The 16,486-nt window shown below is 76.7% G+C and carries 2 protein-coding genes; one reads left to right on the top strand and one right to left on the bottom strand.

The genetic code is table 11. The annotated features are described in order from the left end of the window. Nucleotides 1–27: 27 nt before the first annotated feature. Complete coding sequence (locus ACZY1I_RS31830) at nucleotides 28–16,185, top strand: hypothetical protein (RefSeq protein ID WP_463761610.1); 16,158 nt, start codon at nucleotides 28–30, stop codon at nucleotides 16,183–16,185. Here the strand turns inward: ACZY1I_RS31830 and ACZY1I_RS31825 are convergent. Next, complete coding sequence (locus tag ACZY1I_RS31825) at nucleotides 16,182–16,322, bottom strand: hypothetical protein (protein ID WP_463761608.1); 141 nt, start codon at nucleotides 16,320–16,322, stop codon at nucleotides 16,182–16,184. The two genes, ACZY1I_RS31830 and ACZY1I_RS31825, sit on opposite strands and share 4 nt — an antisense overlap. Between the last annotated feature and the right edge of the window lie 164 nt (nucleotides 16,323–16,486).

The following is a 16,486-nucleotide window of genomic DNA, read 5'->3' as shown; positions in this document are numbered from 1 at the left end:
AGCGGCGGCAAGGGCGGCAACGGCGGCGTGGCGGGTGGAGTCGGCGCGACCGCAGGCGCCAACGGCAACGGTGGCGCAGCGAGCGCTGGCGGTATCGGCGGCGCGGCAGGCAACGGCGGCGCGGGCATCACGGGTACCAACGGTGTGGCCGGGGTCAACGCCGGCGCAGGCCAGAACGGCGGCGACGGTGGCGCCGGCGGTAAGGGCGGCACGGGTGGCACCGGCGGAACCGGTGGCGCCGCGGGAACCGGAGGCACCGGCGGCACCGCAGGACTCAGCGCTAAGGGCGGCGACGGCGGACTCGGCGGCAACGCCGGCACCGCAGGCACCGGCGGCCGCGGCGCCGACGGCGTCACCGGCTTCATCGACGGCGGAGCCGGCGGTAAGGGCGGCAACGCCGGAGCGATCGGCACCGGCGGCGCAGGCGGCACCGGCCCACTTGGAACCGGAACCACCGCCGACAACGGCACCGGCGCCAACGGCGCCGCGGGCGGCGCAGGCGGTAACGGTTTGGCCGGCACCGCCGGCACCAACGGCGTCAATGGCGGCAACGCGAATGGCACCAACGGCACCATCGGCGGCAAGGGCGGCGACGGCGGGGCCGGCGGCAACGCCAGCGGCCTCGGAACCAAGGCCGGTGACGGCGGCGCAGGCGGCATCGGCGGCGTCGGTGGGGCCGGTGGTTCAGGCATCGACGGCCTCAACGGAGTGGCTACGACCGGCGTTGGCGGCTCCGGGCAAAACGGCGGTAACGCCGGTGCCGGTGCCGACGGTGGCGCAGGCGGCAAGGGCGGTGCCGCAGGCACCGGCCCGATCGCCGGTAACGCAGGCAACGGTGGCGCGGCCGGTAACGGCGGCGCCGCGGGCACCGCAGGCAAGGGCGGCGCAGGCGCCGCCGGCTCCATCGGCATCTCCGGAGTCAACAACGGCGCCGGCTACACCGGCGGCGACGGCGGTGCGGCCGGTAACGGCGCCAACGGCGGCAAGGGCGGCAACGGCGGTACGGCTGGCGGAGTCGGTGCGACCGCAGGCGCCAATGGCAACGGTGGCGCAGCGAGCGCCGGCGGTGTCGGCGGCGCGGCAGGCAACGGCGGTGCCGGGATCACCGGCGCCAACGGCGTCGCCGGAGTCAACGCCGGCGCAGGCCAGGCCGGCGGCGACGGCGGCGCCGGCGGCAAGGGTGGCGCAGGTGGAACCGGCGGAACCGGCGGCAACGCCGGCACCGGAGGAACCGGCGGCACCGCAGGCGTCAACGCCAAGGGCGGCGACGGCGGACTCGGCGGCAACGCCGGCACCGCCGGAACCGGCGGCCGCGGCGCCGACGGCATCACCGGCGCGATTGACGGCGGCGCAGGCGGCAAGGGCGGCAGCGCCGGAGCAATCGGCACGGGCGGCACAGGCGGCATCGGCGCGGCAGGCAACGGCACCACCGCCGCCAACGGCACCGGCGCAAACGGCGCCGCCGGCGGGGCTGGCGGCATCGGCCTGGCCGGCACGGCAGGAACCAACGGCGTCAACCCAGGCGACAGCGGCACCCTCGGTACCGCCGGAGGTAAGGGCGGCGACGGCGGTGCCGGCGGTAACGCCAGCGGACTCGGAACCAAAGCCGGTGACGGCGGCGCCGGCGGCAGCGGCGGCGCGGGCGGCAAGGGCGGCTCAGGCATTGACGGCACCAACGGCGTGGCCACCAGCGGCGCCGGCGGATCCGGGCAGGCCGGCGGCAACGCCGCCGCAGGCAGCGACGGCGGCGCAGGCGGCAAGGGCGGCGCGGCAGGTACCGGCCCCATCGCTGGCAACGCGGGTAACGGTGGCGCGGCCGGTAATGGCGGCGCGGCAGGTACCGCGGGCAAGGGCGGCCTAGGCGCCACCGGCTCCGGCGGCGTCTCCGGGGTCAACAACGGCGCCGGCTTCACCGGTGGAAACGGTGGCGCCGGCGGTAACGGCGCCAGCGGCGGCAAGGGCGGTAACGGCGGCGGCGCCGGCGGAGTCGGTGCGACCGCGGGCGGCAACGGCAACGGTGGCGCAGCGAGCGCTGGCGGTGTCGGCGGCGCGGCAGGCAACGGCGGGGCTGGGATCACCGGTTCCGCCGGCGTGGCCGGAGTCAATGCGGGCGCAGGCCAGGCCGGGGGCAACGGCGGGGCCGGCGGCCAGGGTGGCGCGGGCGGAACCGGCGGAACCGGCGGCAACGCGGGCACCGGCGGAACCGGCGGCAGCGCCGGTAGCAACGCCACCGGCGGAAACGGCGGGCTCGGCGGCAACGCCGGCACCGCAGGCAACGGCGGCCGCGGCGCCGACGGCGTCACCGGCTTTATCGACGGCGGCGCCGGCGGCCTGGGCGGCAACGCCGGTGCGATCGGCGCAGGCGGCGCAGGCGGCGCAGGCGCGGCCGGCAGCGGCGCCACTGCAGCCAACGGCACCGGCGCCAACGGCGGTACCGGTGGGGCGGGCGGTAACGGCCTGGCCGGCACGGCGGGCACCAGCGGCGTCAACGGCGGCAACGCGAATGGCACCAACGGCACCATCGGCGGCAACGGCGGTGCCGGCGGTGCCGGCGGTAACGCCAGTGGTCTCGGAACCAAGGCCGGTGACGGCGGCGCCGGCGGTATCGGCGGCGTCGGCGGGGCCGGTGGTTCAGGCATCGACGGCCTCAACGGAGTGGGCACGACAGGCGCAGGTGGCTCCGGGCAGAACGCCGGCAACGCCGGCGCCGGCGCCGACGGCGGCTCCGGTGGTAAGGGCGGTGCCGCGGGCACCGGCCCCATCGCCGGTAACGCAGGCAACGGTGGCGCGGCCGGTAACGGCGGCGCGGCGGGCACCGCAGGCAAGGGCGGCGCAGGCGCTGCAGGCTCCAATGGCACCGCCGGGGTCAACAACGGCGCCGGCTTCACCGGTGGAAACGGTGGCACCGGCGGTAACGGCGCCAACGGCGGCAAGGGCGGCAACGGCGGCGGCGCCGGCGGAGTCGGCGCGACCGCAGGCACCAACGGCAATGGCGGCGCAGCGAGCGCCGGCGGTATCGGTGGCGCGGCAGGCAACGGCGGCGCCGGGCTCACCGGGGCCAACGGTGTGGCCGGGGTCAACTCGGGCGCAGGCATCGCCGGCGGCAACGGCGGCGCAGGAGGAAACGGTGGCGCAGGCGGCACCGGCGGAACCGGCGGTGGCGCGGGCACCGGCGGAACCGGCGGCACGGCCGGCCTCAGCGCCAAGGGCGGCGACGGCGGACTCGGCGGGAACGCCGGCACCGCAGGCAACGGCGGCCGCGGCGCCGACGGCGTCACCGGCTCCATCGACGGCGGGGCAGGCGGCCTGGGCGGTAATGCCGGAGCGATCGGTACCGGCGGCGCAGGTGGCACCGGCGCGGCAGGCAACGGCAGCACCGCCGCTAACGGCACCGGCGCCAACGGCGGCAACGGTGGCATCGGCGGCAATGGTCTGGCCGGCACGGCGGGCACGAACGGCGTTAACGGCGGCAACGCGAATGGCACCGCGGGCACCATCGGTGGCAACGGCGGGGCCGGCGGTGCCGGTGGTAACGCCAGCGGTCTCGCGACCAAAGCCGGCAATGGTGGCGCCGGCGGCACGGGCGGCGTCGGCGGGGCCGGCGGTTCTGGCATCGACGGACTCAACGGAGTGGCCACCAGCGGCGCTGGCACTGCCGGGCAGGCCGGCGGCAACGCCGGTGCCGGTGCTGCTGGCGGTTCGGGCGGCAACGGCGGTGCCGCGGGGACCGGACCCATCGCCGGTAGCGCGGGCAACGGCGGTGCGGCCGGCAACGGCGGCGCGGCAGGCACCGCCGGCAAGGGCGGCATAGGTGCGGCCGGCAACGACGCCATCGCCGGTCTAAACAGCAATGCCGGCTATGCCGGCGGCAACGGCGGCGCGGGCGGTAACGGAGCCAGCGGCGGCAAGGGCGGCAACGGCGGCGCAATTGGCGGAGTCGGCGCGACCGCGGGCGCCAACGGCAACGGCGGCGCAGCGAGCGCCGGCGGTACCGGCGGCGCGGCAGGCAACGGCGGCGCCGGGCTCACCGGGGCCAACGGTGTGGCCGGGGTCAACGCAGGCGCAGGTACCGCCGGTGGCAACGGCGGCGCCGGTGGCCAGGGCGGCGCGGGTGGTACCGGCGGCACCGGCGGTGGCGCGGGCACCGGCGGAACCGGCGGCGCGGCGGGCGCCAACGCCACCGGCGGCAACGGCGGACTCGGCGGCAACGCCGGCACGGCCGGAGCGGGCGGCCGCGGCGCTGACGGCGTCACCGGCTTCATCGACGGCGGGGCCGGCGGTCTGGGCGGCAACGCCGGAGCGATCGGCACCGGCGGCGCAGGCGGCACCGGCGCGGCAGGCAACGGCGCCACCGCCGTCAACGGCACCGGCGCCAACGGCGGCGCGGGCGGCGCGGGTGGTAACGGCCTGGCCGGCACGGCAGGCAGCAACGGCGTCAACGGCGGCAACGCGAATGGCACCGCAGGCACCATCGGCGGCAACGGCGGGGCCGGCGGCAACGGCGGTACGGCCAGCGGAACAGGCACCACCACCGGCGCGGGCGGCGCCGGCGGTACCGGCGGCGTCGGCGGTAAGGGCGGCTCCGGCATCGACGGCCTCAATGGGGTCGCCACCAGCGGCGCCGGCACTGCCGGGCAAGCCGGCGGTAACGCCGGTGCCGGTGCCGACGGCGGCTCGGGCGGCAAGGGCGGCACTGCGGGCACTGCCGCCGGCGGCCAGACCACCGGCGCCAACGGAAACGGTGGCGCTGCCGGTAATGGTGGCGCTGCAGGCACTGCTGGCAAGGGCGGCATAGGTGCGGCCGGCAACGACGCCATCGCCGGTCTCAACAGCAACGCCGGCTACGCCGGTGGAAACGGTGGCGCCGGCGGTAACGGAGCCAGCGGCGGCAAGGGCGGCAACGGCGGCGCAATCGGCGGAGCCGGCGCGACCGTAGGCGCCAACGGCAACGGCGGCGCCGCGAGCGCCGGCGGTATCGGCGGCGCGGCAGGCAACGGCGGCGCTGGGCTCATCGGCACGGCCGGTGTGGCCGGGGTCAACGCGGGAGCAGGCATCGCCGGCGGCAACGGCGGCGCCGGTGGCCAGGGTGGCGCGGGTGGTACCGGAGGCACCGGCGGAGGCGCGGGCACCGGCGGAACCGGCGGCGCGGCGGGCGCAAACGCCACCGGCGGCAACGGCGGGACCGGCGGCAACGCCGGCACCGCAGGCAACGGCGGCCGCGGCGCCGACGGCGTCACCGGCTTCATCGACGGCGGCGCCGGCGGCCTCGGGGGCAACGCCGGGGCGATCGGTACCGGCGGCGCAGGCGGCACCGGCGCGGGCGGCAGCGGCACCACTGCCGTCAACGGCACCGGCGCCAACGGCGGCGCAGGCGGCGCGGGCGGTAACGGCCTGGCCGGCACGGCAGGCACCAACGGCGTCAGCGCTGGCGATAGCGGCACCAGCGGCACGGTCGGCGGCGCGGGCGGCGTCGGCGGCAACGGTGGAACGGCCAGCGGAACGGGCACCACCACCGGCGCAGGCGGCACCGGCGGTACCGGCGGCGTCGGCGGCAAGGGCGGCTCCGGCGTCGCGGGCAGCGCCGGAAAGTCCGGCGTCGACCAGTACGGCACGGGTGTCGGAGCCGGCCAGAATGGCGGCGCCGCAGGCAGCGGTGCTGACGGCGGCGCAGGCGGTAAGGGTGGCACCGCGGGCACGGCCGCGGGCGGCCAGACCACCGGCACCAATGGAAACGGTGGCGCGGCCGGCAGCGGCGGCGCCGCGGGCACCGCCGGCGTCGGCGGGCTCGGCGCCAACGGCCTCAGCGGCATCAGTAGCGGCGACTCCGGCGCCGCAGGCGGCAACGGCGGAGCTGGCGGACTCGGCGGCAACGGCGGTAAGGGCGGCAACGGCGGCCTCGCGGGCGGCAGCGGCGCGACCGCGGGCGCCAACGGCAGCGGCGGCGCGGCCAGCACCGGTGGTGCCGGCGGCGCGGCCGGCAACGGTGGTGCCGGTGTCACCGGCGCCAACGGCGTAGCCGACACCAACAAGTACGGAACCGGCATCGGCGGCGGCCAGAACGGTGGTAACGGCGGGACCGCCGGTACCGGTGGCGCCGGCGGCAAGGGCGGCAACGGCGGCACTGCGGGCACCGGTGGTACCGGTGGGACCGCGGGCGCCAACGGCAGCGGTGGAGCGGGCGGCAAGGGCGGCAACTCCGGTGCGGCCGGTAACGGTGGTGACGGCGTAGCCGGTACCACGACCAACACCACCGGTGGCGTTGGTGGCCTCGGCGGTAACGCGGGAGCCTTCGGTGCCGGCGGCGGCGGTGGCGCAGCAGGCACCGGTGGCACCGGTGGCGCGGCCGGCGCGACTGGTGCCGCGGGCACCGGCGCCAACGGCGGCAACGGCGGCAACGGCGGCAACGGCGCGGCAGGCGTCCTTGGCGGCAACGGCGTCAACAGCGCCAACCCGAATGGCTCCGACGGCACGGCCGGCGGCACGGGTGGCGCCGGCGGCGCCGGCGGCACGGGTTCGGGCACCGCGGCCTTCAAGGGCGGCTCCGGCGGCCTCGGCGGCGCTGGCGGCGTCGGTGGCGGCGGCGGTAACGGCCTGGACGGCACCATCGGAGCAGCCACACCGGGCATCGGCGGGTCGGGAACCAACGGCGGTAACGCCGGCAATGGTGGCAATGGTGGCTCGGGTGGCGCCGGTGGCGCGGCGGGCCTGGCAAACGGCGCCGCTGGCGCAGGCACCGCAGGCAATGGCGGCAGTTCCGGTGCCGGCGGCAACGCGGGCACTGCCGGTAACGGCGGCGCCGGGGTGGCCGGCTCGAACGGGACCTCGGGCATCAACTTCGGCGCCGGTTATGCCGGTGGCAACGGTGGCGCGGGTGGTACCGGCGGCAACGGCGGCAACGGCGGCACCGGCGGGGCCGCGGGAGCGCAAAACGGCGGCGTCGCGGGCACTGCGGGCACCAACGCCAACGGCGGAAACGCCAGCAGCGGCGGCTTTGGCGGCCTAGCCGGGTCGGGCGGCACCGGTATCACCGGCGCCAATGGCGTCAGCGACCAGAACAACTACGGGACCGGCATCGGCGGCGGCCAGCTCGGTGGCGCCGGTGGCGCAGGCGGCACCGGCGGGGTCGGCGGCGCGGGCGGCAAGGGCGGAACAGCCGGCGGAGCCGGGGCCAGCGCGGGCAATAACGGCAACGGCGGCGTCGGCGGCAAGGGCGGCAACGCCGGCACACCCGGCAACGGTGGTAACGGCGCGGCAGGGACCAGCACCAACATCAACGGCGGCAACGGTGGTAGGGGCGGCAACGCTGGCGCTGTCGGCAAGGGTGGTCTCGGTGGCACCAACGGCGGCGGCGGCACCGCAATCGCGGGCGCCGACGGCTCCGGGATCACCGGCATCGTCGGCAACGGCGGCAACGGCGGCGCCGGCTTCAACCCGCAAGTTTCCGGCGGCATCGGCGGCAATGGCGGAAACGGCGCCTCCGGCGGCAACTACGGCAACGGAGGAAATGGCGGAGCCGGCGGAAACGGCGTCGCGGGCGTCGACGGCACGGACAGCGTCGTCCCCGGCGCCAATGGCGGCGACGCCCAAGCCGGTGGGTCCGGTGGCAACGGCGGTCGCGGTGGCAAGGCCGGCGTGAACGCGGGCAACGGTGGCGCCGGCGGCGCTGGCGGCACTGGCGGTAGCGGCGGCGACGGCGGGACCGGTGCCGACGGCTCCATCGGCCAAACCGGCAAGGACCTGTACGGCAACGGCACCGGCGCCGGGCAAAACGGCGGTGCCGGCGGTAACGGCGCCAAGGGTGGTAGCGGCGGTATCGGCGGGACCGGCGGTACCTCCACCAAGGGCATCGCGGGTACGTCCGGCCTGGGCGGTGCCGCAGGCGACGGCGGCGACGCCGGTCCCGGTGGCAGTGGCGGCGATGGCGCCGCAGGCACGGCAACCAACCCCAACGGCGGCAAGGGCGGTGCCGGCGGGAACGCGGGCACCATCGGCGCGGGCGGTACCGGCGGCGGCAACGGCAGCGGCGTCGGCTTCGGTAAGTACGGATTCGACGGCTCGCTGCCCACCACACCCAGCGGCAACGGCGGCGACGGCGGCGCCGGGTTCACCTCAACTGCCGCCGGTGCCAAGGGCGGCGACGGTGGCGCCGGCGGTGTAGGCGGCAACTACGGCAACGGCGGAACCGGCGGCGACGGCGGCGACGGCGTGAGCGCCGCGGCCGGCAGCAACGGCGTCGCCAACGGCGACAACGGCGGCAACGGCGGCGCTGGCGGTGCCGGTGGTAAGGGCGGCGCCGGCGGTGCTGCCGGCGTCAACCTGGGCGACGGCGGCGACGGCGGCAAGGGCGGCCGCGCAGGCGACGGCGGCAACGGCGGCACCGGCAGCAACGGCGGCAACGGCGTGTCCGGCCTGGACAACTACGGCACCGGTATCGGTGGGGCCCAGAACGGCGGCAACGGCGGCAACGGCGGGGCCGGCGGCAATGGAGGCGCCGGCGGAGTCGGCGGCACTTCCGGGATCTACGGCACGGCAGGCAATATCGGCGTCGGCGGTAACGCCGGTAACGGCGGGGCTGCGGGAGCAACCGGCAGCGGCGGCAACGGTGCCGCAGGCATCTCCACCAGCACCGCAGGCGGCAACGGCGGCAATGGTGGCAACGCGGGCACCGCAGGCGCTGGCGGCACCGGCGGTCTCGACGGCGGGGGTGGCGCCAGCGGCAACGACGGGACCAAGGGCGCCAGCTTCACCGCCAAGTCCGGCAATGGCGGCAACGGCGGCGTCGGCTACAGCTGGGACCCCAACGCCGTCGACGCCAGCGGCAACGGATTCGCCGGCGGGGCCGGCGGCAAGGGCGGTACCGGCGGCACCAACGGCAACGGCGGCACCGGTGGCGTCGGCGGCAGTGGCTCCAACGGAATCGCCGGCGGCAACAACGGCAACTCGGGCTCTGCCGGTAGCAACGGCGGCAACGGCGGTAACGGCGGCGCCGGCGGCGCGGGCGGCGTCGGCGGCACCGTGATCGGCGACGGCGGCAACGGCGGCATCGGCGGCAAAGCCGGCAACGGCGGTAACGGCGGACTCGGCGTGAACGGCCAGAACGGTGTTCAGGATGTGGACGCCTACGGCAACGGGATCGGCGGCGGCCAGAACGGCGGCGGCAACGGAAGCGGCGGAATCGGTGGGAACGGCGGCGCCGGCGGCGCCGGCGGCACGGCCACCAACGGCACCGCGGGACTCGGTGCCGCCGGCGGAAACGCGGGCAACGGCGGCAACAGCGGCTCCGGCACCTACCAGGGCAACGGCGGCAACGGCGCGGCCGGCACCCTGAACAACCCCGCCGGCGGCAAGGGCGGCAAGGGCGGTAGCCCGGGTAACGGCGGCGCCGGCGGCACCGGTGGAAGTGGCGGCGTCAACGGAACCGGCGTCGGCTCTGGCGCCAAGGGCAGCAACGGCACCACCGGCACCACCTTCACCGGTGTCGGTAGCGGCGGTAATGGCGGCGACGGCGGCGACGGCTATAACGCCACGACGCCTGGCGCGAACGGCGGCAAGGGCGGCGCCGGCGGTGACGGCGGCCTCTACGGCAACGGCGGCAAGGGCGGTGTGGGCGGCAACGGCGCCGCCGGAGCGACGGGCACCAACGGAGCGACCCTCGGCGCCAACGGCGGCACCGGTCAGGCCGGCGGCAGCGGCGGCGACGGCGGAGCCGGCGGCAAGAGTGGCTCCGCGGATGGGCATGGCGGTAACGGCGGCAATGCGGGCAGCGGCGCAAACGGCGGCACCGGCGGCAACGGTGCCGCCAACTTGCTCAACCTCGGCGGCCTCGGCGGCAACGGCGGCGCCGGCGGAAATGCCGGGGCCGGTGGCGCCGGTGGCGACGGCTACACCGGTGGCGGCATTGGCGGCAACGGCGGCAATTCCGGCCTCGGTGGCAGCGGCGGTACCGGCGGCCAAGGTCTGCTGGGCCCCTCCGCCAACGGCGCCAAGGGTGCGGATTCCACTGCAATGACCGGCAACGGCGGCAACGGCGGCAATGCCTTCGGCCTGCCTGGTGCCGGCCAGACCGGTTACGCCGGCGGAAACGGCGGCAACGCCGGCCAATACGGCAAGGGCGGTAACGGCGGTAACGGCTTCACCGGTGGCACTGGCGTGACCGGCGCTACCGGCGGCCCCGGCCTGGACGGCGTCGTCGGTGGCGCAGGCGGCAAGGGCGGCGCCGCGGGCAACGGCGGCAACGGCGGCACGATCAGCGGCAACAGCGGCAACGGCGGCAACGGCGGAGACGGCGGCATCGGCGCCGTCGGCGGCAAGGGCGGCACCGGCGACTTCAGCATCAACGGCGGCAAGGGCGGCAACGCGGGCAACGGCGGAGTCGGCGGCGCCGGCGCCGCGGGCGGCAACGCCGGAACCGTCACCGTCGGCGTCGTCGGCAACGGCGGCAACGGCGGGAACGGCGGTCTCGGCGGGGTGAGCGGCGTCGGCGGCACCGGCGCAGCGGGCACCGCCGCGAACCCGACCGGCGGCGTCGGCGGCAACGGCGCCAACCCAGGCGCGGGCGGCAGCGGCGGCGCGGCCGGCAAGGGCCTGCTGTCCGGCACCACCGGCAAGACCGGTGCCACGCCCACGACCATCGCCGGCAACGGCGGCACCGGCGGGGCAGGCTGGAACTCCACTGACCCGACCAAGGCTGGCGGCAATGGTGGCGCTGGCGGCAACGCCGGCCAGTGGGGCGTCGGCGGGACCGGCGGCAAGGGCGGCAGCGGCTCCATCGGCACACTCGGCAGCAACGGTGCTGCTGGCGTCGGAGAGAACGGCAATGGCGGCGTCGGAACCGGCGGCGGCAGCGGAAGCGCCGCCGGCAACGGCGGCAGCGGCGGCCTCGGCGGCACTTCCGGCGGCAACGGCGGCAACGGCGGCGACGCGGGTAACGGCGGCGACGGCGGCACCGCCGGCAACGGCGGCGACGGCTCCGGCGGCGGTTTCGGCGGCAACGGCGGCAAGGGCGGCAACGGCGGCAACGGCGGCACCGGCGGCACCGCCGGCAAAGCGGTTGGTCTCGGTTACACGGACGGCAACGGCGGCAAGGGCGGCAACGGCGGCAACACCGGCCTCGGCGGCAACGGCGGCAATGGTGGCGACGGGACCTTCTTCAACCCCAACGGCGGCAAGGCAGGCAACGGCGGCGAGGTCGGTACGGCCGGCAGCCTGGGCAACGGCGGCAAGGGCGCCGTCAACGGCGCCAGTGGCAGCAACGGCGGCCTGCCCGCAGGCACCTTCGGCAACGGCGGCAACGGCGGCAAGGGCTTCAGCTACAACCCCGCCACCGACCCGGGCAAGAGCGGTGGCAACGGTGGTGCCGGCGGTAATGGTGGCACCACGATCGGCAGCGGCGGCAACGGCGGCGCCGGCGGCAACGGCACAGCCGGCAAATCGGGCGTCAACGGCACCAAGTCCGGTGACTCCGGCACTGCCGGCCAATCCGGTGGTGCCGGCGGTAACGGTGGCGCCGGTGGCGCCAGCGGCACCTCGGCCGGCAACGCCGGCAGCGGCGGCACGGCCGGCAACGGCTCGAACGGCGGCGCCGGCGGCAACGGCGTCAGCGGTAAGGCCGGTGTGCAGGGGGTCAACAGCGGCGCTGGTCAAAACGGCGGCAACGGCGGCAACGGCGGCAACGGCGGGGTCGGCGGCAACGGCGGCGTTGCGGGCGCTTTGAACAACGGGACCGGTTCGGCAGGCACCACCGGCACGGCAGGCAACGGCGGCAACGGCGGCAAGGCCGGCACCCCGGGTAATGGCGGCGCCGGCGCATTGGGCACCGTAGCCCTCCCCAACGGCGGCAACGGCGGCAACGGCGGCGACGCCGGCATCGCGGGCACCGGCGGCGCAGCGGGCAGCGGTACGGGCACTCCCACCAGCGGTACCAGCGGCGCATCGGTCGTCGGTCCCGCCGGTAACGGTGGTCAAGGTGGGGCGGGTTACAACCCGCTGACCCAGGGCGCGAGCGGCGGTAACGGCGGTAACGGCGGAAACGGCGGCTCGATCGGTAACGGCGGCACCGGCGGCGCCGGTGGTAACGGCGTCACCAACCTGGCCGGGGACAACGCAGCCACTCTGGGCGACTCTGGTGGCGACGGCCGCGCCGGCGGCAACGGTGGCAACGGCGGTGCAGGCGGCAAGGGCGGCTCGATTTCCGGCAACGGTGGAACCGGCGGCGCCGGCGGTACCGGCGCCAACGGCAGCGCCGGCGGCAATGGTCTCTCCGGCGACATCGGGATCCCCGACGTAGACCAGTACGGCACCGGAATCGGCAGCGGCGAGAACGGCGGCAACGGCGGCATCGGCGGTAACGGTGGTAAGGGCGGCAACGGCGGCGTCGGCGGCACCGCGACCAACCCGCTGAACAACGGCATCGATGGCACCGGCGGCAACGGCGGCAACGGCGGCAAGGCCGGAACCCCGGGCGACGGCGGTAAGGGCGCCGACGGCACCGTCACCAACCCGAACGGCGGCAACGGCGGTAACGGCGGCAACGAAACCCCGGGCATCGGCGGGACCGGCGGCACCTCCAACACCAAGGCGGGCACCACCGGCACCAACGGCGCGACCCTCGGCAGCACAACCGGCAACGGCGGAGCCGGCGGCAATGGCTACAACCAGACCGCTGCCAACCCCGGCACGGCCGGCGGCAACGGTGGGGCCGGCGGTAAGGGCGGCAGCCAGGGCAATGGCGGGGCGGGTGGCAACGGCGGAAACGGCTCGGCCGGCACCGTTGGCACCGCAGGAGTAGGCGCAGGTGCCAGCGGCACCGCCGGTATGGCCGGCGGCGCAGGCGGCAACGGCGGCGTTGGCGGTACCGGTTCCGGCCTCGGCAACGGCGGCAAGGGCGGCACCGGCGGCATCGGCGCCCTCGGCGGCAATGGCGGTGACGGCGTCGCCGGCTCGGCGGGAGTCAACGGCGTCAACAACGGCGCCGGCCAGAACGGCGGCACCGGCGGAACCGGTGGCAACGGCGGCAACGGCGGCAACGCCGGACTCGGCGGCGTCGCCCTGGGCAAGGGCACGAGCGGAACCGACGGCAACGGTGGTGCGGCCGGCAACGGAGGCAAGGCCGGAACTCCGGGCGACGGCGGCAAGGGCGCCGATGGCACCCTGGCCAACCCGAACGGCGGCAACGGCGGCAACGGCGGAGCCGCGATCGTGGGCAAGGGCGGCACCGGCGGCACCAACAGCGGCGGCAAGGGCACCACCGGCAGCAACGGGAGCAACGGCGCCGCATTCGTTGGAGTCGGCAACGGCGGCAACGGCGGGGCGGGCTTCAGCTCCACCACCGTGGGCGTCAACGGCGGCACCGGTGGCAATGGCGGTAACGCCGGTACCTACGGCAACGGCGGCAACGGCGGCATCGGCGGCAACGGCATCGCCGGAACCAACGGAACCACCCCGGGCACGGCCGGTTCCTCCGGCACCGCCGGTGTGGCCGGCAGTAGCGGCGGTAACGGCGGCACCGGCGGCAACGGTGGCTCGATCTCCGGCAACGCCGGCAGCGGCGGCAACGGCGGGACCGGCGCTGTCGGTGGCAACGGCGGCAGCGGCACGACCGGCAGCAACGGCGTCTCGAACACCAACTCCTTCGGTACCGGCATCGGCGGCGGCCAGAACGGCGGCAGCGGGGCCAACGGCGGCGCTGGTGGCAACGGCGGCAACGGCGGGGCTGCAGGCACCGTTCTGGGCACGGGCAGCGCGGGCACGGCCGGCGTCAACGGCAGCGGCGGCAAGGGCGGCAACGCAGGCACCGCCGGAAACGGCGGCAACGGCGCGACCGGCACCGTAACCAACGTCAACGGCGGGGTCGGCGGCAAGGGCGGCGACGTCGGAACGGCCGGCGCAGGCGGTACCGCAGGTACCGGTGGCACCGGCGGCACCAACGGCGCCAGCGGCACCTCGATCACCGGTCCGGTCGGCAACGGCGGCAACGGCGGCACCGGCTTCACCTCGACCACGGTGGGCGTCAACGGCGGCAACGGTGGCGCTGGCGGCGCCGGCGGCAACATCGGCAACGGCGGCACCGGCGGCAACGGTGGCAACGGCATCGCCGGCACCAACGGGACCACCCCGGGCACAGCCGGCTCCTCCGGCACCGCCGGTGTGGCGGGCAGTAGCGGCGGCAACGGCGGCACCGGCGGCAATGGTGGCGCGATCTCCGGCAACGCCGGCAGCGGCGGCAACGGCGGCGCTGGCGCTCTCGGTGGCAACGGCGGCAACGGCACGACCGGCAGCAACGGCGTCGCCGACACCAACTCCTTCGGCACCGGCATCGGCGGCGGCCAGAACGGCGGCAGCGGCGCCAACGGCGGCGCCGGCGGCAACGGCGGCAACGCCGGGGCCGCGGGCACCGTTCTGGGCACGGGCAGCGCGGGCACGGCCGGCGTCAACGGCAGCGGCGGCAAGGGCGGCAACGCAGGCACCGCCGGTAACGGCGGCAACGGCGCGACCGGCACCGCTACCAACGTCAACGGCGGGGCCGGCGGCAAGGGCGGCGACGTCGGAACGGCCGGTAACGGCGGAAACGCAGGCACCGGCGGCAGCGGCGGCACCAACGGCGCCAGCGGCACCTCGGTCACCGGTCCGGTCGGCAACGGCGGCAACGGCGGCACCGGCTTCACCTCCACCACGGTGGGCGTCAACGGCGGCAACGGCGGCGCTGGCGGCGCCGGCGGCAACATCGGCAACGGCGGCACCGGCGGCAACGGTGGCAACGGCATCGCCGGCACCAACGGGACCACCCCGGGCACGCCCGGCTCCTCCGGCACCGCCGGTGTGGCGGGCAGTAGCGGCGGCAACGGCGGCACCGGCGGCAATGGTGGCGCGATCTCCGGCAACGCCGGCAGCGGCGGCAACGGCGGGACCGGCGCTCTCGGCGGCAGCGGCGGCAACGGCACGACCGGCAGCAACGGCGTCGCCGACATCAACAGCTTCGGCACCGGCATCGGCGGTGGTCAGAACGGCGGTAGCGGCGGCAACGGCGCCGCCGGCGGCAACGGCGGTAACGCCGGCGCCGCGGGCACCGTCCTTGGGAAGGGCAGCGCGGGCTCGGTCGGCGTCAACGGGAGCGCAGGCGCCGGCGGCAACGCTGGCACGGCCGGAAACGGCGGCAACGGCGCGGCCGGCACCGCTACCAACGTCAACGGCGGAGTCGGCGGCAAGGGCGGCGACGTGGGAACGGCCGGCGGCGGCGGCAACGCAGGCACCGGCGGCACCGGCGGCACCAACGGCGCCAGCGGCACCTCGGTCGTCGGTCCTGTCGGCAACGGCGGCAACGGTGGGGCTGGCTTCAACCCCGTCACGGCCGGCGCTAACGGCGGAAACGGCGGCAACGGCGGAGCCGGCGGCAACATCGGTAACGGCGGCAACGGCGGTAAGGGCGGCGCCGGGGTGGCCGGCACCACCGGCAACAACGGCGGGGCGGGCGGCACCGGCGGGCTCGGCGGTAACGGCGGTTCGATCTCCGGCAACGGCGGCATCGGCGGCGACGGCGGCGTCGGCGGCACTGGCGGGAACGGCCCCGACGCCGCGACCCCAGGCGCCAAGGGCAGCGACGGCGGCACCGGCGGCACAGGTGGCGCCGCGGGCGCAGGCGGCAATGCCCTCGGCGCCGGCAACGGCGGAGCCGGTGGCGTCGGCGGCGCAGCAGGCGCCGGTGGTACCCCCGGCTCCGGCGCCAAGGGGGTCGACGGCACCCTGGCCATCCCGAATGGCGGCAAGGGCGGCGACGCCGGCACCGCCGGCAACGGCGGACTTGGCGGCGCCGGCGGCGCTGGCGGATCCGGCGGACCCACGTCCGGCAACGGCGGAAAGGCAGGCAACGGTGGCGCCGGCGGCGCCGGCGGCAGCGCGGGCGGAGCGATCGGCGGCGACGGTGGCGATGGCTTCGGCATCGGCGGCATCGGCGGCGACGGCGGCACCGGTCCCAACGGCGGCAACGGTGGCAACGGCGGCAACGCCGGAACGCCTGGTGCAGCCGGTAAGGGCGGCACAGTCGGGGCTGGCGGCACCGGGGGCACCGCGGGCGTTGCCGGCTCTAAGGGCAACGGCGGTGTGGGCGGCAAAGCGCCGCTTGGCACACCCGGCAACCCGGGTGTAGCCGGCAACGACGGCACGCCCGGCAAGGCCGGCAACAGCACCTAAAGACAGCCGGACCGGACCAGCAGGTTATTACCGCAGCGCTGAAGCGCCAGTTCAAACCTGCCGGTCCGGCACACCTCCGAGCCCTTGACCGGATAGACCAGCGAGCGCAGCAGTTCGCCTGCGGCAAGGCTTTTCACGCCGACGATCCCGTAGGGTTCTATTTGGTGGCCCTGCGGATGGTGATCTTCTGGCCATTCGACCAGACGGTTTCATCATCGGCGAGGAGACGTACTCGGCGGTCACGACGCCGGACTTCTTCCAGAAGATCGACGCTTCCGAGGTGCCGCAGAACTTCCGCGAC

The organism is Mycobacterium sp. IDUB_37, assembly GCF_055419245.1.
Note: the sequence above shows the minus strand (reverse complement) of the source record. Positions and strands in the feature narration are given on the sequence as shown.